This is a genomic window from Pseudomonas sp. D8002, from assembly GCF_013385695.1.
Lineage (GTDB): Bacteria > Pseudomonadota > Gammaproteobacteria > Pseudomonadales > Pseudomonadaceae > Aquipseudomonas.
In genome coordinates this window covers 92,201-110,769 of the sequence record NZ_JACAPM010000015.1, presented here as the reverse complement: position 1 = coordinate 110,769, position 18,569 = coordinate 92,201, and the positions used below count along the sequence as shown (strand labels likewise).

The 18,569-nt window shown below is 59.9% G+C and carries 15 protein-coding genes; 13 read left to right on the top strand and 2 right to left on the bottom strand.

The genetic code is table 11. The features are described 5' to 3' along the window. The first annotated feature begins 247 nt into the window (after window positions 1-247). The 8 genes from HX807_RS09395 to HX807_RS09360 all read left to right on the top strand — a co-directional run bounded on the left by HX807_RS09395 (window position 248) and on the right by HX807_RS09360 (window position 10,991). A complete protein-coding gene (locus HX807_RS09395) occupies window positions 248-1,876 on the top strand; it encodes an ABC transporter substrate-binding protein (protein WP_003216000.1) in 1,629 nt (542 codons plus the stop codon). Between the two features lie 364 nt (window positions 1,877-2,240). Continuing rightward, complete coding sequence (locus tag HX807_RS09390; RefSeq protein ID WP_371132335.1) at window positions 2,241-3,785, top strand: ABC transporter substrate-binding protein; 1,545 nt, start codon at window positions 2,241-2,243, stop codon at window positions 3,783-3,785. Window positions 3,786-3,956: 171 nt separating this feature from the next. Further along, window positions 3,957-5,354 carry an OprD family porin gene (locus HX807_RS09385; protein ID WP_003215995.1) on the top strand — a complete coding sequence of 466 codons (1,398 nt, stop codon included), beginning with the start codon at window positions 3,957-3,959 and terminating at the stop codon, window positions 5,352-5,354. Between the two features lie 81 nt (window positions 5,355-5,435). Next, window positions 5,436-7,034 carry an ABC transporter substrate-binding protein gene (locus HX807_RS09380; RefSeq protein WP_003215993.1) on the top strand — a complete coding sequence of 533 codons (1,599 nt, stop codon included), beginning with the start codon at window positions 5,436-5,438 and terminating at the stop codon, window positions 7,032-7,034. Between the two features lie 74 nt (window positions 7,035-7,108). Next, entirely contained in the window at window positions 7,109-8,119 is a 1,011-nt protein-coding gene (locus tag HX807_RS09375; protein WP_003215992.1) for an ABC transporter permease subunit, read from the top strand. Window positions 8,120-8,129: 10 nt separating this feature from the next. Then, window positions 8,130-9,041: an ABC transporter permease subunit gene (locus tag HX807_RS09370; RefSeq protein ID WP_003215991.1), complete on the top strand. Its 912-nt coding sequence runs from the start codon at window positions 8,130-8,132 to the stop codon at window positions 9,039-9,041. A gap of 10 nt (window positions 9,042-9,051) precedes the next feature. Continuing rightward, the gene (locus HX807_RS09365; protein ID WP_003215989.1) at window positions 9,052-10,020 is read left to right on the top strand and encodes an ABC transporter ATP-binding protein; all 969 of its coding nucleotides are present in this window, start codon (window positions 9,052-9,054) and stop codon (window positions 10,018-10,020) included. After that, window positions 10,020-10,991: a peptide ABC transporter ATP-binding protein gene (locus tag HX807_RS09360; protein WP_003215987.1), complete on the top strand. Its 972-nt coding sequence runs from the start codon at window positions 10,020-10,022 to the stop codon at window positions 10,989-10,991. The genes HX807_RS09365 and HX807_RS09360 overlap by 1 nt, the downstream gene beginning before the upstream one ends. A 113-nt stretch (window positions 10,992-11,104) precedes the next feature. Here HX807_RS09360 and HX807_RS09355 read toward each other — a convergent pair whose 3' ends face one another. Beyond that, window positions 11,105-11,380 (bottom strand): hypothetical protein, encoded by a 276-nt coding sequence (locus HX807_RS09355; protein WP_003215984.1) that lies wholly within the window; start codon window positions 11,378-11,380, stop codon window positions 11,105-11,107. Window positions 11,381-11,548: 168 nt separating this feature from the next. Then, window positions 11,549-13,132, bottom strand: a complete 1,584-nt coding sequence (locus tag HX807_RS09350) for a peptide chain release factor 3 (RefSeq protein ID WP_003215978.1) — start codon at window positions 13,130-13,132, stop codon at window positions 11,549-11,551. 331 nt (window positions 13,133-13,463) lie between these two features. On the opposite strand from HX807_RS09350, the gene HX807_RS09345 reads away from it, so the two are divergent. The 5 genes from HX807_RS09345 (at window position 13,464) to HX807_RS09325 (ending at window position 18,569) form a co-directional block, all read left to right on the top strand. Continuing rightward, window positions 13,464-14,180 (top strand): ABC transporter permease, encoded by a 717-nt coding sequence (locus HX807_RS09345; protein WP_003215977.1) that lies wholly within the window; start codon window positions 13,464-13,466, stop codon window positions 14,178-14,180. 38 nt (window positions 14,181-14,218) lie between these two features. After that, complete coding sequence (locus HX807_RS09340) at window positions 14,219-15,112, top strand: glycine betaine ABC transporter substrate-binding protein (protein WP_003215975.1); 894 nt, start codon at window positions 14,219-14,221, stop codon at window positions 15,110-15,112. 11 nt (window positions 15,113-15,123) lie between these two features. Further along, the gene (locus HX807_RS09335) at window positions 15,124-15,777 is read left to right on the top strand and encodes an ABC transporter permease (protein WP_003215973.1); all 654 of its coding nucleotides are present in this window, start codon (window positions 15,124-15,126) and stop codon (window positions 15,775-15,777) included. Next, complete coding sequence (locus tag HX807_RS09330) at window positions 15,774-16,931, top strand: betaine/proline/choline family ABC transporter ATP-binding protein (protein ID WP_008437274.1); 1,158 nt, start codon at window positions 15,774-15,776, stop codon at window positions 16,929-16,931. Before HX807_RS09335 ends, HX807_RS09330 begins: the two co-directional genes overlap by 4 nt. A 474-nt stretch (window positions 16,932-17,405) precedes the next feature. Then, entirely contained in the window at window positions 17,406-18,569 is a 1,164-nt protein-coding gene (locus HX807_RS09325; protein ID WP_003215969.1) for a type III PLP-dependent enzyme, read from the top strand.

Here is an 18,569-nt window from a genome sequence, read left to right as displayed (position 1 = left end):
CAACCGAGTGCGCCAGACGCCTCGGTTGGGCATTCCTGGTGCAGCCCTCGCACCGAAAAAAACCCTCAAAAGTGCGTAAATGTGTCTGAACTTACACATATGCGACATTCGTGTACGTTCGTACCACTGTTTAGCCGTTGTAGGCTCTCAACATCTTGCATTGGGTATGGGCCCTGCATAAGTATCCGCAGGTCGACTCACGAGGTCGCCCTCACTACCAAAAATGACAACAAATCATGAGGCCAACATGCTTAAACACGCAGTCATTCCGTTATTAGTCAGCGCCGGTTTAATGGCTGCTGCACCTTTCGCCCAAGCGGCGAGCAACCTGGTGTTCTGCTCCGAAGGGAGCCCGGCCGGTTTTGATCCAGGCCAGTACACCACCGGAACAGACTTCGATGCTTCGGCCGAAACCATGTTCAACCGTCTGACCCAGTTCGAGCGCGGCGGCACCGCTGTTGTTCCTGGGCTCGCCACGACCTGGGACGTTTCCCCGGATGGCCTGACGTACACCTTCCACCTGCGTGAAGGCGTCAAGTTCCACACCACCCCGTACTTCAAGCCAACTCGTGAATTCACGGCTGACGACGTACTGTTCACCTTCAACCGGATGATCAATAAAGACGATCCGTTCCGTAAAGCCTACCCGACCGAGTTCCCGTACTTCACGGACATGGGTATGGACACCAACATCAAGAACATTGAGAAAGTCGATGACCACACCGTCAAGTTCACCCTTGGCACCGTGGACGCCGCCTTCATCCAGAACCTGGCAATGAGCTTCGCCTCCATCCAGTCGGCTGAATACGCCGCCCAGCTGTTGAAGGAAGGCAAGGCACAGGACATCAACCAGAAGCCAATCGGCACTGGTCCGTTCGTGTTCAAGAGCTACCAGAAAGACTCCAACATCCGTTACACCGGCAACAAGGATTACTGGAAACCTGAAGACGTGAAGATCGACAACCTGATCTTCGCCATCACTACCGACCCGTCGGTGCGTATCCAGAAGCTGAAGAAAAACGAATGCCAGGTGACCCTGTTCCCACGTCCGGCCGACCTCAAGGCGCTGGGTGAAGACAAGGACCTGAAACTGCCGCACCAGGCCGGTTTCAACCTGGGCTACATCGCCTACAACGTAATGCCGGTCCTCAAGGGCCAGACCGCGCCTAACCCGCTGTCCGACCTGCGCGTGCGTGAGGCCCTGGACATGTCGGTGAACAAGCAGCAGATCATCGACTCGGTGTACCAGGGCGCAGGCCAACTGGCTGTCAACGCCATGCCGCCAACCCAGTGGTCCTATGACACCACCATCAAGGATGCGCCGTTTGATGTGACCAAAGCCAAGGCTCTGCTCAAGGAAGCCGGCGTCAAGGAAGGCACCGAGATCACCCTGTGGGCGATGCCGGTCCAGCGTCCGTACAACCCGAACGCCAAGCTGATGGCCGAGATGCTGCAGAACGACTGGAAACAGATCGGCCTGAAAGTGAACATCGTCAGCTATGAGTGGGGCGAGTACATCAAGCGTTCCAAAGGCGGCGAGAACCAGGCCATGATCATTGGCTGGAGCGGCGACAATGGTGACCCGGACAACTGGCTGAACGTGCTGTTCGGCTGCGATTCCCTGGCCGGCAACAACTTCTCCAAGTGGTGCGACAAGAAATTCGACGGCATCGTGAAAGAAGCCAAGGCGACTTCCGACGTAGCCAAACGCACCGAGCTGTACAAGCAGGCGCAACATATCCTCAAAGATGCAGTCCCGATGACACCTATCGCGCACTCGACGGTGTATCAACCCATGCGCAACAACGTGCAGGACTTCAAGATCAGCCCATTTGGCTTGAACTCCTTCTACGGCGTGAGCGTAAGCGGCAAGTAAGGATCTCTGGCGGCGACGTTTCATAACGTCGCCGTTATTGCATCCGCCAAGACCGTAGGAAACAGACCACCTCCGCACACGCTGCCGTCCTACGGCAGCTAACTGCGAATCGCGGCTCCGTTACCTACAAGGTCTGTCAGATTCGTTGCATTTACTGCCTGGCTCCCGACCCATAACGTCGTGGTACGGCAGACGCATCGTCTCTGTAGGGCAACTGCCGTTGTGGGATCAGTGTTGTCGCAAGGTCGTGAATGACCTTGCGATTGCTCACTGACGAAAACAACAAACAAGGATCGGGATTGTTATGCGCCATACCACCGTTCTATCCGCGATATTTGGCACCAGCCTGCTGGCTGTGGCCTCGATGGGCCAGGCTGCCGAGAAAAAGAGCCTGGTGTTTTGCTCCGAAGGCAGCCCGGCGGGCTTCGACACCGCGCAATACACGACGGCCACCGATAACGACGCCGCCGAGCCTATCTACAACCGCTTGGCCGAGTTTGAAAAAGGCGCGACCAATGTCGTACCGGGCCTGGCAACCCGTTGGGATATTTCCGAAGACGGCCTGACCTATACCTTCCACCTGCGTGAAGGGGTGAAATTCCACGGCAACAAGGACTTCAAGCCGACGCGCGACTTCAACGCCGACGACGTGCTGTTCACCTTCAATCGCATGCTTGACCCCGAACACCCGTTCCGCAAGGCCTACCCCACCGAGTTTCCGTACTTCAACGGGATGAGCCTGAACAAGAATATCGCCAAGGTCGAGAAAACCGACCCGCACACCGTGGTGATGACCCTGAACACGGTCGACGCCGCGTTTATCCAGAACATCGCCATGAGCTTCGCCTCGATCCTGTCGGCTGAATACGCCGACCATTTGCTCAAGGTCGGCAAGCCCAGCGACATCAACCAGAAGCCGATCGGCACCGGGCCGTTCGTGTTCCAGCGCTACCAGAAAGACTCGCAGATTCGCTACACCGGCAACAAACAGTACTGGGACCCGAGCCGCGTGAAGCTCGACCAGCTGATCTTTGCGATCAACACCGACGCCTCGGTACGGGTACAAAAGCTCAAGGCAGGCGAATGCCAGATCACCCTGCACCCGCGCCCGGCCGACGTCGAAGCCCTGAAGGCCGATCCGAAGCTGCAACTGCTGACCAAGCCAGGCTTTAACCTCGGCTACATCGCCTATAACGTGCGGCACAAGCCCTTCGACCAGCTCGAAGTGCGCCAGGCCCTGGACATGGCGGTGAACAAGCAGAGCATCCTCAACGCCGTGTACCAGGGCGCGGGGCAACTGGCGGTCAACGCCATGCCGCCGACCCAGTGGTCTTACGACGACACCATCAAGGACGCCGCCTACAACCCGGAAAAAGCCAAGGAACTGCTCAAGGCTGCCGGCGTGAAGGAAGGTACCGAGATCACCCTGTGGGCGATGCCGGTACAACGGCCGTACAACCCCAACGCCAAGCTGATGGCCGAAATGCTGCAAAGCGATTGGGCAAAGATTGGCCTCAAGGTCAAGATCGTCAGCTATGAATGGGGCGAGTACATCAAGCGCACCAAGAATGGCGAGCATGACATCAGCCTGATCGGCTGGACCGGCGACAACGGTGACCCGGACAACTGGCTGGGCACCCTCTACAGCTGCGACGCCATCGGCGGGAACAACTACTCCATGTGGTGTGACCCGGCGTACGACAAGCTGATCAAGCAAGCCAAGGTCGTCACCGACCGCGAACAAAGGACTGTTCTATACAAACAGGCGCAGCAACTGCTCAAGCAGCAGGTGCCGATCACGCCAGTCGCCCACTCGACGGTCAACCAGCCGTTAAGCGCCAAAGTCGAAGGTTTCAAAGTGAGCCCCTTCGGCCGCAACGTGTTCTCGGGCGTCAGCATCAACCCATAAAAAGATAACCGGATTGCGCAGGGCGAGCATTCGCCTTGCTGCAAACGTGCAGCCTTATTTCGGGTTTTACCCATGGGCAAACGTTTGCAAAGGCTTGAACGAGTTACACACCCAATAGCCGGTTCACCTAAAAAGACCGGCATTAAAAAGAGAACCAAAGGAGCTTCACCCATGAAACTGAGCAGCACCGCGCTACTGGCCCTGGCCATCAGCAGCATCACGGCTAACGCCTACGCTGATCCTGCAAGCCAGGACTTCGTTCCAACCACACTGGCCGGCACCAGCGCCCAAAGCGAGGCCAAAGGTTTTATCGATGGCGCAAGCCTGGGCGGTACAACCCGTAACTGGTTCTCCAACGAACAACGCTTCCGTGGCAGCAAGTTCACTTACCAGAAGCACGGCGAAGCCCGTACTGACAACTACCGTACCAACTGGGTGCAAGGCACCATCCTCAACGCTACCTCGGGTTTCACCCAAGGCACCGTTGGCGTGAGCACTGAAGTGGCGGTCTACAACGCTCTGGTCCTGGACCGCAGCAAGCGCGACATCAAGGGCGGCTCCAACCGTACCCTGGCCGACTCCGACGGCGACGCTGTAGACCAGTGGAGCAAACTGGGCCTGGCCAACGTCAAGTTCCGTGTCTCGAACACCACCTTGACCGCCGGTCGCCAGAACTTCAGCAGCGGCATCATCGACACCATCGGTAACCGTGCGCTGCCTTCGAGCTTCGAAGGTGTGAGCTTCAACAGCGAAGAGTTCAGCAACCTGTCCTTCCAGGGCGGCGTGTTCGACCGCGTTTCGCCACGGACCGAGCAGAGCCTGTCGAAATTCCGTACTGAATACGGCAATGGTCGCCAGGAAACCGACAAGGTCAACACCCTGGGCGTCAACTACCAGCCGTTCAAGAGCCTGAAGACCAGCCTGTTCGCCGCTAACGTGGAAGACTTCTGGAACCAGTACTACTTCGGTGCTACCCACGAGCTGGGTGACAGCCAGACCCTGTCCCTGACCACGGGCCTGAACTACTACAAGACCGTCGACGAAGGCAAAAAGTTGATGGGCAAGATCGACAACGACACCTACTCGCTGTCGTTCGGCCTGACCCACCAGGCTCACAGCCTGACCTTCTCCTACCAGGCCGTGAACGGCGACGAGTACTTCGACTACCTGCACGAAACCAACGGCATCTACCTGGCCAACTCCCTGACGTCCGACTTCAACGGTCCGAACGAGAAGTCCTTCCAGATCGCCTACGGCATCAACATGGCCGAATACGGCGTGCCGGGCCTGAAGTTCAACGTCTACTCGGCACGTGGCTGGGGTATCGACGGTACTCACTACACCGGCGACGGCGGCCGCGCTGGCTTTGCCTACAACGGCATTCAGGCCCAGGACGGCGAGAAGCACCAGGAATACGGTGTAGGCGCGGCTTACGCGATCCAGAGCGGCGCACTCAAGGCCACCACCATTCGTGGTACCTACGTGACTCACCGTGCCAGCGCCAACCAGGCTGACGGCAACCTGCGTGAGTTCCGCCTGGTGACCACCATCCCGTTCAACATTCTTTAATCAGCGCCAGGTCGGCGGCGGGCTCAGGACGAGCCCGCCGCCTACGCTTGTCTGGTCCAATCGATTGCAGAGGGCTCTTAGATGAAAATGCTCCCGTTACAAGCCGCCATTGCCGCTGCGCTGTTGAGCGTTGCTGTCGGCATCTCGGCCAAACCGTTGGTCGTCTGCACCGAAGCCAGCCCGGAAGGCTTCGATCCGGTCCTGTACACCACGGCTGTCACCGCCGACGCCGCGGCCGAAACCATCTTCAACCGCCTGGTGGACTTCAAGCCCGGCACCACCGAAGTGATCCCGGCACTGGCCAAAGACCTGCCCGAGATCAGCGCCGATGGCCTGACCTACACCTTTCACCTGCGTGACGACATCAAGTTCCACACCACCGACTACTTCAAACCCACGCGCAACATGAACGCCGACGACGTGCTTTGGAGCTTCCAGCGCCAGCTGGACCCGAATCACCCGTGGCACAAAAAGTCCAACGTGGGCTACCCATACTTTGAAAGCATGGGCTTCAAGGAACTGCTCAAGAGCGTAGAGAAGACCGATGACCACACCGTGGTCTTCACCCTGACCCGCCCTGAAGCACCGTTCCTGGCCGACCTGGCCATGGCGTTTTCCTCGATTCACTCCGCCGAATACGCCGACCAATTGCTCAAGTCCGGCAAGACCGACGACCTGAACGCCAAGCCCATCGGCACCGGCCCGTTCATCTTCACCCGCTACGCCAAAGACGCCCAAGTGCGCTTCAAGGCCAACCCGGACTACTTCCGTGGCAAGCCGCCGGCTGACCCGCTGATCCTGGCCATCACCACCGACAACAACGTGCGCCTGCAAAAGCTCAAGGCCAACGAATGCCAGATCGCGCTGTATCCGAAACCGGATGACGTGCCGAGCATGAAGGCCGACCCGAACCTGAAGGTGGCGGAACTGGCGGCGATGACCACCGCCTACACCGCCATGAACACCACCCACAAGTACATGAGCGACGCGCGGGTGCGTCACGCGATCAACATCGCGTTCGACAAGAAGGGCTACAACGAATCCCTGTACGGCAAAGGCAACGCGGTCGACGCCACCGGCCCGTACCCGCCAACCCTGCTGGGTTTCAGCGACAAGCTGAAAAACCCGCCCCGCGACCTCGACAAGGCCCGCGCCCTGCTCAAGGAAGCCGGCGTACCGGAAGGCACCGAGTTCACCCTGTTCACCCGCAACGGCGGCGGCCCGACCAACCCCAACCCAATGCTCGGCGCCCAGCGCATGCAGGCGGATCTGGCGCAGATCGGCCTGAAAGTGAACATCAAGGTCATGGAATGGGGCGAAATGCTCAAGCGCGCCAAGAATGGCGAACATGACATGGTCTCCGCCGGCTGGGCGGGGGATAACGGGGACCCGGATAACTTCCTCACCCCGAACTTGAGTTGCGATGCAGCCAAAAACGGCGAAAACTACGCCCGCTGGTGTAACAAGGAGTTTCAAGACTTGATCGACAAGGCGCGCGCCATCGCTGAACCCACCCAGCGCGCTGCACTCTATGAACAAGCAATGGACGTTTTCGACAAGGACCAACCATGGATTCCCATGGCTTACCCGAAAATGTTCACCGCCATGCGTAAAAACGTCGAGGGTTATACCCAAAGCCCTCTGACCACAAATAACTTCGCCACCACCCAGGTGAAGTAGATAAGAGACGCTCGGCACCGTCGACATTGACGGTGCCGAACCTGCCTAACCGGCTGATTGAGGTACACAACAAGATGTTTAGTTTTATTGCCCGCCGATTGGGGTTATTGATCCCCACGTTTTTCGGCATCACCTTGCTGACCTTCGCGTTGATTCGCATGATCCCTGGCGACCCCGTCGAAGTCATGATGGGCGAACGACGAGTCGACCCCGAGATGCACGCTCAGGCAATGGAACGCCTTGGTCTGAATAAACCGCTCTACGCGCAATACCTGGATTATGTCGGCAAGCTCGCCCACGGCGACCTCGGCGAATCCCTGCGCACCCGTACCAGCGTGTGGACTGAATTCACCGCCCTTTTCCCTGCGACCCTGGAACTGTCCATGGCCGCCCTGTTGTTCGCCGGCATCCTGGGGCTGTTAGCCGGGGTGATCGCGGCCTTGAAGCGAGGATCCCTGTTCGACCATGGGGTGATGGGCATCTCCCTGGCGGGATATTCGATGCCGATCTTCTGGTGGGGCCTGATCCTGATCATGTTCTTCTCCGTCAGCCTGGGCTGGACGCCAGTCTCCGGACGGATCGACCTGCTCTACGACATCGAGCCGCGCACCGGCTTCATGCTGATCGACACCCTGCTGGCCGACGAGCCGGACGCATTCTGGGATGCCCTACACCACCTGATCCTGCCAGCCATCGTGCTCGGTACCATCCCGCTGGCTGTTATCGCGCGGATGACCCGTTCGTCGATGCTCGAAGTACTGCGCGAAGATTACATCCGCACCGCCAAGGCCAAGGGCCTGTCGCCGGCGCGCGTGGTGTTCGTCCACGGCCTGCGTAACGCCTTGATCCCGGTACTCACCGTGGTCGGCCTGCAAGTCGGCACATTGCTGGCCGGTGCGGTCCTGACCGAAACCATCTTCTCGTGGCCCGGCATCGGCAAATGGCTGATCGAAGCCATTGGCGCACGGGATTATCCCGTGGTGCAAAACGGCATCCTGTTAATCGCCTGCCTGGTGATTCTGGTGAACTTCGTGGTGGATATCCTCTACGGCTTCGCCAACCCACGCATCCGTCACCAGCGCTGAGATCATGACCATGACCACACCTACTCCCGCGGTAGCAGTCGATCAAAGCCTGCTGTACCCGTCCCCGTACAAAGAATTCTGGCAAGCCTTTTCCAAGAACAAGGGCGCCGTTGCCGGCCTGCTGTTCATGTTGCTGGTGGTGTTTTGCGCGCTCTTCGCCCCTTGGGTGGCCCCGCATAACCCGAGCGAGCAATACCGTGACTTCCTGCTGACCCCTCCGGCCTGGCTGGAAGGTGGGCAGATCCAGTTCCTGCTGGGCACCGATGAACTCGGTCGTGACCTGCTGTCGCGCCTGATCCAGGGTTCGCGCCTGTCGTTGCTGATCGGCTTATCGTCGGTGGTGATGTCGCTGATCCCGGGGATCCTGCTGGGCCTGTTCGCCGGTTTCTTCCCGCGCCTGCTCGGCCCGACCATCATGCGCCTGATGGACATCATGCTGGCCCTGCCGTCGCTGCTGCTGGCTGTGGCGATTGTCGCGATCCTCGGCCCTGGCCTGATCAACACCGTGATTGCGATCGCGATCGTGTCGCTGCCGTCCTATGTCCGTCTGACCCGCGCTGCGGTGATGGGCGAACTGAACCGTGACTACGTGACTGCCGCCCGCCTCGCCGGCGCCGGCCTGCCACGCCTGATGTTCGTCACCGTGCTGCCGAACTGCATGGCGCCGCTGATCGTTCAGGCCACCCTGAGTTTCTCCTCGGCAATTCTCGATGCTGCTGCCCTGGGCTTCCTGGGCCTTGGCGTACAACCGCCAACCCCTGAGTGGGGCACCATGCTGGCTTCGGCCCGCGACTACATCGAACGCGCCTGGTGGGTCGTGAGCCTGCCTGGTTTGACCATTTTGCTCAGCGTGCTGGCAATCAACCTGATGGGCGACGGCCTGCGCGATGCGCTGGACCCGAAACTCAAGAATGCCGCCTGAGGAGATTCCCATGTCACTGCTAGAAATCAAGAATCTCAATGTCCGCTTCGGCGACAAGACCGCCGTACCGGTGGTCGATGGCCTCGACATCTCCGTCGACAAAGGCGAAGTACTGGCAATCGTTGGCGAGTCGGGTTCGGGTAAATCCGTGACCATGATGGCGCTGATGGGCCTGATCGAGCACCCCGGTATCGTCACCGCCGACGCCCTGAACTTCGACGGCAAGGACATGCTCAAGCTGAGCAACCGCCAGCGTCGGCAGATCGTCGGCAAAGACCTGGCGATGGTGTTCCAGGACCCGATGACCGCCCTGAACCCCAGCTACACCGTGGGTTTCCAGATCGAAGAAGTGCTGCGCCTGCATTTGAAAATGTCCGGCAAGCAAGCGCGCAAGCGTGCCATCGAACTGCTCGAAAAGGTGGAAATCCCGGGCGCAGCCAGCCGTATGGATGCCTACCCGCACCAGCTGTCCGGTGGTATGAGCCAACGTGTGGCCATCGCCATGGCGATTGCCGGCGAGCCGAAACTGCTGATCGCCGATGAACCGACTACTGCGCTCGACGTGACCATCCAGGCCCAGATCATGGACCTGCTGCTGGCCTTGCAGAAAGAGCAGAACATGGGCCTGGTGCTGATCACCCACGACCTCGCGGTAGTGGCCGAAACCGCCCAGCGCGTGTGCGTGATGTACGCAGGCCAAGCCGTGGAAGTTGGCCAGGTGCCGCAGTTGTTCGACATCCCGGCGCACCCGTACAGCGAAGCGTTGCTCAAGGCGATCCCCGAGCACAGCCTCGGCGCCACGCGCCTGGCCACGCTGCCGGGTATCGTTCCCGGCCGTTATGACCGCCCGCAGGGTTGCCTGCTGTCGCCGCGGTGCCCGTATGTGCAGGAGTCCTGCCGCGCCCAACGCCCGGGCCTTGACCCGAAAAGCCACAGCCTTGCCCGCTGCTTCTACCCGCTGAACCAGGAGGTGGCGTAATGGCCGTCGTACTTACCGCCCGCGACCTGACCCGTCACTACGAAGTGTCCCGTGGCCTGTTCAAGGGCCATGCCCTGGTGCGCGCACTCAACGGTGTGTCGTTCGAGCTCGAAGCCGGCAAGACCCTCGCGGTCGTGGGCGAGTCCGGTTGCGGCAAATCCACCCTGGCCCGCGCCCTGACCTTGATTGAAGAGCCGTCTTCCGGCTCGCTGAAAATCGCCGGGCAAGAAGTCGCCGGTGCCGACAAGGCCCAGCGCAAGCAACTGCGCAAAGACGTGCAGATGGTGTTCCAGAGCCCTTACGCCTCGCTGAACCCGCGCCAGAAGGTCGGCGACCAACTGGGCGAGCCGCTGCTGATCAACACCAACCTGTCTGCCGCCGAGCGCCGGGAAAAGGTCCAGGCGATGATGAAGCAAGTGGGCCTGCGCCCTGAGCATTATCAGCGCTACCCGCACATGTTCTCCGGCGGCCAGCGCCAGCGAATCGCACTGGCGCGGGCGATGATGCTGCAACCCAAGGTGCTGGTGGCGGATGAACCGACCTCGGCGCTGGACGTATCGATCCAGGCCCAGGTGCTGAACCTGTTCATGGATTTGCAGCAGGAATTCAACACCGCCTACGTGTTCATCTCCCACAACCTCGCGGTGGTGCAGCACGTCGCCGACGACGTAATGGTGATGTACCTCGGCCGCCCGGTTGAAGTCGGTCCAAAGGAAGACATCTACGCACGCCCGCTGCACCCGTACACCCAGGCGCTGCTGTCGGCGACCCCGACCATTCATCCGGACCCGAACAAACCGAAGATCAAAATCGTCGGCGAGCTGCCCAACCCGTTGAACCCGCCATCCGGCTGCGCCTTCCACAAGCGCTGCCCGTACGCGACCCAGCTGTGCAGCACCGATGAACCGGTGCTGCGACCTCTGGACAACCGCCAGGTGGCTTGCCACTACGCGGAGCAATTTGTGGTCTGACGTGCAAAAAAAATGCTCTGGAGGGTGAGTCCAGAGCATTCCAGTGTTCTACAGCCCTGCTTGTCGGATAGCGCATCTGTTCGGCAAGCGGGGCTTTCTTTTGCCTGCGTTACTTATGTATCGCTGTCGCCATCGTTGTAGGTGTCGCTGTCTTCGCCATCATTGTCCGGGTTCTCGGCATCGTCATCGTCCTTGGAACCGCCCTGGTTTTCGTCACCGGGCTCGGATTCACTCTTGGCCAACTGCAAGCCACCCGCCTGCACCGTCTTCGCCGCCACAAACCCCGTGCCATGGCTTTGCACAGCCGTATTGGCCCACGCGGCAGACATGCCCAATGACATCATCACCAGCACTTTGAGCAACAGCACCACACGTTGAAAGATACTCATGGTCGAATTCCGCCCAGTCAGGAGTTGAACTGCGTACGACAGCTGTCCGCCGTCGCCTTGCTTCAAACTAGTCCCGAACTGAAGTTTTCGCCAATGAAACAACCTGAATAGCAGCCAAAGAAAAAGGCGAAGCCATCACAGCTTCGCCCTCTCTTATATCGCTAACCCTTAGTGATGCTCACGGGTCGCGCGGAATTTCACATCCGGCCAGCGCTCTTCCATCAGCGCCAGGTTGACCCGAGTCGGGGCCAGGTAGGTCAGGTGACCACCGCCGTCGATCGCGAGGTTTTCCACGGCCTTGATCTTGAACTCTTCCAGCTTCTTCTTATCGCTGCAGTCGATCCAGCGCGCGGAGTACACGGTGATCGGCTCATAGGAGCATTCCACCTTGTATTCCTCTTTCAGGCGACTGGCCACTACATCGAACTGCAGCACACCGACGGCGCCGAGGATGATGTCGTTGCTGCGTTCCGGGAAGAACACCTGGGTGGCACCCTCTTCCGCCAACTGCTGCAAACCTTGGCGCAGTTGCTTGGATTTCAGCGGGTCACGCAGGCGTACGCGGCGGAACAGTTCCGGGGCGAAGTGCGGGATACCGGTGAAGCCCAGCACTTCGCCTTCGGTGAAGGTGTCACCGATCTGGATGGTGCCGTGGTTGTGCAAGCCGATGATGTCGCCGGCATACGCTTCTTCCAGTTGCTCACGCTCGGAGGAGAAAAAGGTCAGGGCGTCGCCGATGCGCACGTCCTTGCCGGTACGCACGTGGCGCATCTTCATGCCTTTTTCGTATTTGCCGGAGCAGATACGCATGAAGGCGATACGGTCGCGGTGCTTGGGGTCCATGTTCGCCTGGATCTTGAACACGAAGCCGGCGAATTTCTCTTCCACAGGCTCCACGGTACGCTCGTTGGCAACCCGGGCCAGCGGCTTGGGTGCCCAATTGACCACGGCGTCCAGCACGTGATCGACACCAAAGTTGCCCAGGGCGGTACCGAAGAACACCGGCGTCAGCTGGCCGTCGAGGAATTCCTGCTGGTTGAACTCGTGGCAGGCGCCCTGCACCAGTTCCAGCTGGTCGACAAACCGGTCGTACTCGTCACCCAGGTGGGCGCGGGCTTCGTCGGAGTCGAGCTTCTCGATGATTTTCACATCGGTACGTTCGTGGCCGTGGCCGGCGGTGTACACAATGATGTAGTCGTCGGCCAGGTGGTACACGCCCTTGAAGTCGCGGTAGCAACCAATCGGCCAGGTGATCGGCGCGGCCTTGATCTTCAGGACGGCTTCGATTTCGTCCAGCAGTTCGATCGGGTCGCGGATGTCACGGTCGAGTTTGTTGATAAAGCTGACAATCGGCGTATCCCGCAGGCGGCACACGTCCATCAGCGCGATGGTGCGGGGCTCGACGCCTTTACCGCCGTCGAGGACCATCAGCGCCGAGTCCACCGCCGTCAGGGTGCGGTAGGTGTCTTCGGAGAAGTCTTCGTGGCCCGGGGTGTCGAGCAGGTTGATCATGTGGTCGCGATACGGGAACTGCATGACCGACGTGGTAATGGAAATACCACGCTGCTTTTCCATTTCCATCCAGTCGGAGGTGGCATGGCGGTCGGATTTACGGGATTTCACCGTGCCGGCCACCGCGATCGCCTTGCCCATCAGCAACAGCTTTTCGGTGATGGTGGTTTTACCGGCATCGGGGTGGGAAATAATGGCGAAAGTGCGGCGTTTCGCGACTTCGGCGGCCTGGTGGGTCATGGGAAATCGCCTGGCAGGTGAGTCAAAAAAGGGCGGCGAGTATAGCGCAAACCCGGGGTGACGGACCACCGTTCACCCCATTGGGGGTGGCTAATTGCTGCCAAGTATGGAACCTTTTAAAAGGTAGAGACGTCCACTCCCCTGCTATCGCACTCGTAACAGGGGCTGAAAAATCAGCAAGTTAGCCTGACGAGGCTGCGCTCATGGCTCGACCGCATACCGCGTTGCCGGTAGGGGCGAGCTGCTATTCGCGACCACATTCGCCGACAGCCAGGAATGGCATTGCCGCTCGGAAATGTGTTCGCCGACAAAAGAAAAAAGGAGTCCGCCTGTGGCTATTCGCTATGGCAAAGGGCTGATAGGAGGAGCGGTTGTCGTCGCTCTCCTGGCCCTGCTGGTCCACTGGATCGGCATCAACACGATCGAACTGTACCGCGACGATTTGTTGTTTTACCTGCAAGCTCACTTGATCCTCGTCCTTGTTTCGATGCTGGCCGCCCTGATCGTAGGGATTCCCGCCGGTATCCTGCTGAGCCGACCCAACATGGTCGGGCGCGCAGAACGCTTCATGCAGATCTTCAACATCGGCAATACCGTCCCTCCCCTGGCCGTACTGGCCATCGCCCTCGGTGTCCTTGGCATCGGCAGCGGCCCCGCGATCTTCGCGCTGTTCCTCGCCTCGTTGCTGCCCATCGTGCGCAACACCTATGAAGGCCTGAAAAACGTTCAAGGTTCCCTGAAAGAAGCCGCCGTCGGCATCGGCATGACGCCGCGCCAGGTGCTGTTTCGCGTGGAATTGCCCAACGCCGTGCCGATCATCATCGGCGGTGTGCGCGTGGCCCTGGCGATCAACGTCGGTACCGCGCCCCTGGCGTTCCTGATTGGCGCCAACAGCCTGGGCAGCCTGATCTTCCCCGGCATCGCCCTGAACAATCAGCCGCAACTGCTGCTCGGCGCCGCATGCACCGCGCTGCTGGCCTTGCTGCTCGACGGTCTGGTGACCATGGCCAGCCGCCTTTGGCTGGAACGCGGGTTGCGTCCGTCTTAAGGCTTTGGCCCCGTCTTGGGCCTGAAACAGGAATTCACATGAAAAAACTGACATTGATATTGAGCTGCGTCCTGCTGTTCGCAGGGTTTGCGCAAGCCGCTGAAAAACCGGTCATCCGCATCGGCGCCCGGGTGTTCACTGAACAGACCCTGCTCGCCGAAATCACCTCCCAGTACCTGCGCACCAAGGGTTACGACACCCGTGTGACCGGCGGCCTGGGCAGCAACCTGGCACGCAGTGCCCAGGAAAGCGGGCAACTGGACCTGATCTGGGAATACACCGGCGTGTCGCTGGTGGCCTACAACCACGTCGACGAGAAGCTCGACAGCGAACAGTCCTACGCCCGAGTGAAAGAACTCGACGCGAAAAAAGGCCTGGTCTGGCTCTCCCCGTCGAAATTCAGCAACACCTACGCCCTGGCCCTGCCAGAGAACGTGGCCAAGGAATTCCCGCAGATCAACAGCATCAGCGACCTGACCGCGGCACTGGCCGAGAAAACCAAGGAAAACCGCCTGGTGGCCCTGGACACCGAGTTCGCCAACCGTTCCGACGGCATGGCCGGCATGGTCAAGCTGTACGACATGAACCTGACCCGCAAGAACACCCGGCAGATGGACGCCGGCCTGGTGTACACCGCGCTGCGTAATGGCCAGGTGTTTGCCGGCTTGGTCTACACCACCGACGGTCGCCTGAACGCCTTCAAATTGAAGCTGCTGGAAGACGACAAGCACTACTTCCCGGACTACACCGCCGCGCCGGTGGTGCGTCAGGTTTACCTCGATGCCCATCCGCAACTGGCCGCTGATCTCAAGCCACTGGCTGCGCTGTTCGACGACGAAACCATGCGCCAGCTGAACGCGCGGGTCGACGTCGACCACGAAAGCCCGTCCGCCGTGGCCGCAGATTTCCTGCGCCAGCATCCGATCAACTAAGAGGAGAAGACATGGAATTCCTGAACGCCTTTTCCCATCTTGATTGGGCCCAAGTCCTGCACCTGACCTGGCAGCACATCACCCTGGTCGGCATTGCAGTGATCCTCGCAATCGTCGTCGGCGTGCCCCTGGGCGTGCTGATGACCCGCTTCCCGACGCTCGCCGGCCCATTGCAAGCCAGTGCCACGGTGTTGCTGACCGTGCCGTCGATCGCGCTGTTCGGCCTGCTGCTGCCGTTCTACTCCAAGTTCGGCCAGGGCCTGGGGCCGATGCCGGCGATCACCGCCGTGTTCCTCTATTCCCTGTTGCCCATCATGCGTAACACCTACCTCGCCCTCACCGGCGTTGAGCCAGGCATTCGCGAGGCCGCCAAAGGCATCGGCATGACCTTCGGCCAGCGCTTGCGCATGGTCGAGCTGCCGATTGCCGTACCGGTGATCCTCGCCGGTGTGCGCACCGCCGTCGTCATGAACATTGGTGTGATGACCATCGCCGCCACCATCGGCGCCGGTGGCCTGGGTGTACTTATTCTGGCTTCCATCAGCCGCAGCGACATGTCGATGCTGATCGTTGGCGCCGTGCTGGTCAGTCTCCTGGCCATCTTCGCCGACCTGCTTCTGCAATGGCTGCAACGCACGCTGACTCCAAAAGGACTGCTCAAATGATCGAACTTCAAAACCTGACCAAGACCTTCCAAAGCAACGGCAAGACCATCACCGCCGTTGATTCCGTAAGCCTGACCGTCAACGAAGGCGAAATTTGCGTATTCCTCGGCCCCTCGGGCTGCGGCAAGAGCACCACGCTGAAGATGATCAACCGCCTGATCAAGCCGACCTCCGGCAAGATCCTGATCAACGGCGAAGACACCACCGACCTCGACGAAGTGACCCTGCGTCGCAACATCGGCTACGTGATCCAGCAGATCGGTCTGTTCCCGAACATGACCATCGAAGAGAACATCGTGGTGGTGCCCAAGCTGCTGGGCTGGGACAAGCAGAAATGCCACGACCGCGCCCGCGAGTTGATGAGCATGATCAAGCTCGAACCCAAGCAGTACCTGCATCGCTACCCGCGTGAGCTGTCCGGCGGCCAGCAACAGCGGATCGGCGTGATCCGCGCCCTGGCGGCGGATGCACCGTTGCTGCTGATGGATGAGCCGTTCGGCGCGGTCGACCCGATCAACCGCGAGATGATCCAGAACGAGTTTTTCGAGATGCAGCGCGCGCTGAACAAGACCGTGATCATGGTCAGCCACGACATCGACGAAGCCATCAAGCTGGGTGACAAGATCGCGATCTTCCGCGCCGGCAAGCTGCTGCAGATCGACCACCCGGACACCCTGCTGGCCCACCCTGCCGACGAGTTCGTCAGCAACTTCGTTGGCCAGGACAGCACCCTCAAGCGCCTGCTGCTGGTGAAGGCTGAAGATGCGGCGGACAACGCGCCGTCGGTCAGCCCGGAAACCCCGGTGGCGGATGCCCTGGAGCAGATGGATGAGCTGGACCGTCGCTACGTGGTGGTCACCGATGCCGAGAACAAGGCCCTGGGTTATGTGCGACGTCGCGACCTGCATCGTCAGACCGGTACCTGCGGCCAGTACCTGCGGGAATTCAACGCCACGGCGGCGTACGACGAGCATTTGCGCATCCTGTTGTCGCGCATGTACGAGTTCAACCGCTCGTGGTTGCCGGTGATGGATGCGGAGCGGGTGTTCCTGGGGGAAGTGACCCAGGAGTCGATTGCCGAGTATCTGAGTTCCGGTAAGTCCCGTGGGGGCAAGACCAGCATTGTGTCGCCTGCCGAGACAGCACTGGCCTGACCTGACACACAGCGGTCAAAATGTGGGAGCGGGCTTGCTCGCGAAGGCGGAGTGTCAGTCACCGGATGCATTGGCTGATACACCGCATTCGCGAGCAAGCCCGCTCCCACATTGGATCTTCACTGTACCCGCAACACCTCAAATTGCCCCTACCGGGGAACATCAATCCGTCATACCGGTCGGTTACATAAGTAGCTGCACGCGGCCGCACGACGAACGCGTGCAAAAACGCGACATTTTTAGTTGATCTATAGCCCCTCACGTCCTAAAGTTCGCGCCGAACGTCCATGCTGGAAACGATCCATCCGGCTCAAGTACTGACGACGAGACAGCAAGGCCAAGGGAAGCGGTTGATCCCATGGCCTTTTTGCTTTCGGCGACATGCCTTGGGAAGTAGGCGAACCAAAGTGGGGATACGGAGGACGTTCATTTGCACCCATTGATCAATCTAGTTTGCCAGTAGGAGTTCCCAGCATGTCGATCCAGGTCGAAGACTATTTCGCGCGCGCCACTTTTGACAAAATGAAGGCGTTCGCCGACACCCAGGAAACCCCGTTCGTGGTGATCGACACCGCGATGATCAGCCAGGCCTACGATGACCTGCGCGCCGGTTTCGAATTCGCCAAGGTGTATTACGCCGTCAAGGCCAACCCGGCCGTCGAGATCATCGACCTGCTCAAGGACAAGGGTTCGAGCTTCGACATCGCGTCGATCTACGAGCTGGACAAGGTCATGGACCGCGGCGTCAGCCCCGACCGTATCAGCTACGGCAACACCATCAAGAAATCCAAGGACATCCGTTACTTCTACGAGAAGGGCGTGCGCCTGTTCTCCACCGACTCCGAAGCCGACCTGCGCAACATCGCCAAGGCCGCCCCGGGTTCGAAAGTGTATGTGCGTATCCTCACCGAAGGCTCGACCACGGCCGACTGGCCGCTGTCGCGCAAATTCGGCTGCCAGACCGACATGGCCATGGACCTGCTGATTCTCGCTCGCGACCTGGGCCTGGTGCCTTACGGCATCTCCTTCCACGTCGGCTCGCAGCAGCGTGACATCAGCGTGTGGGACGCGGCGATTGCCAAGGTCAAAGTGATCTTCGAGCGCCTGAAGGAAGAAGACGGCATCCACCTGAAGCTGATCAACATGGGCGGCGGCTTCCCGGCCAACTACATCACCCGCACCAACAGTCTGGAAACCTACGCCGAGGAAATCATCCGCTTCCTCAAGGAAGACTTCGGTGACGATCTGCCGGAAATCATCCTGGAGCCGGGCCGTTCGTTGATCGCCAACGCCGGGATCCTGGTCAGCGAAGTGGTACTGGTTGCGCGTAAATCCCGCACCGCCGTCGAGCGCTGGGTATACACCGACGTGGGCAAATTCTCCGGCCTGATCGAAACCATGGACGAAGCCATCAAGTTCCCGATCTGGACCGAGAAGAAAGGCGAGATGGAAGAAGTGGTCATCGCCGGCCCGACCTGCGACAGCGCCGACATCATGTACGAGAACTACAAGTACGGCCTGCCGCTGAACCTGGCGATTGGTGACCGGATGTACTGGTTGTCCACCGGTGCGTACACCACCAGCTACAGCGCAGTTGAATTCAATGGCTTCCCGCCATTGAAATCGTTCTACCTGTAA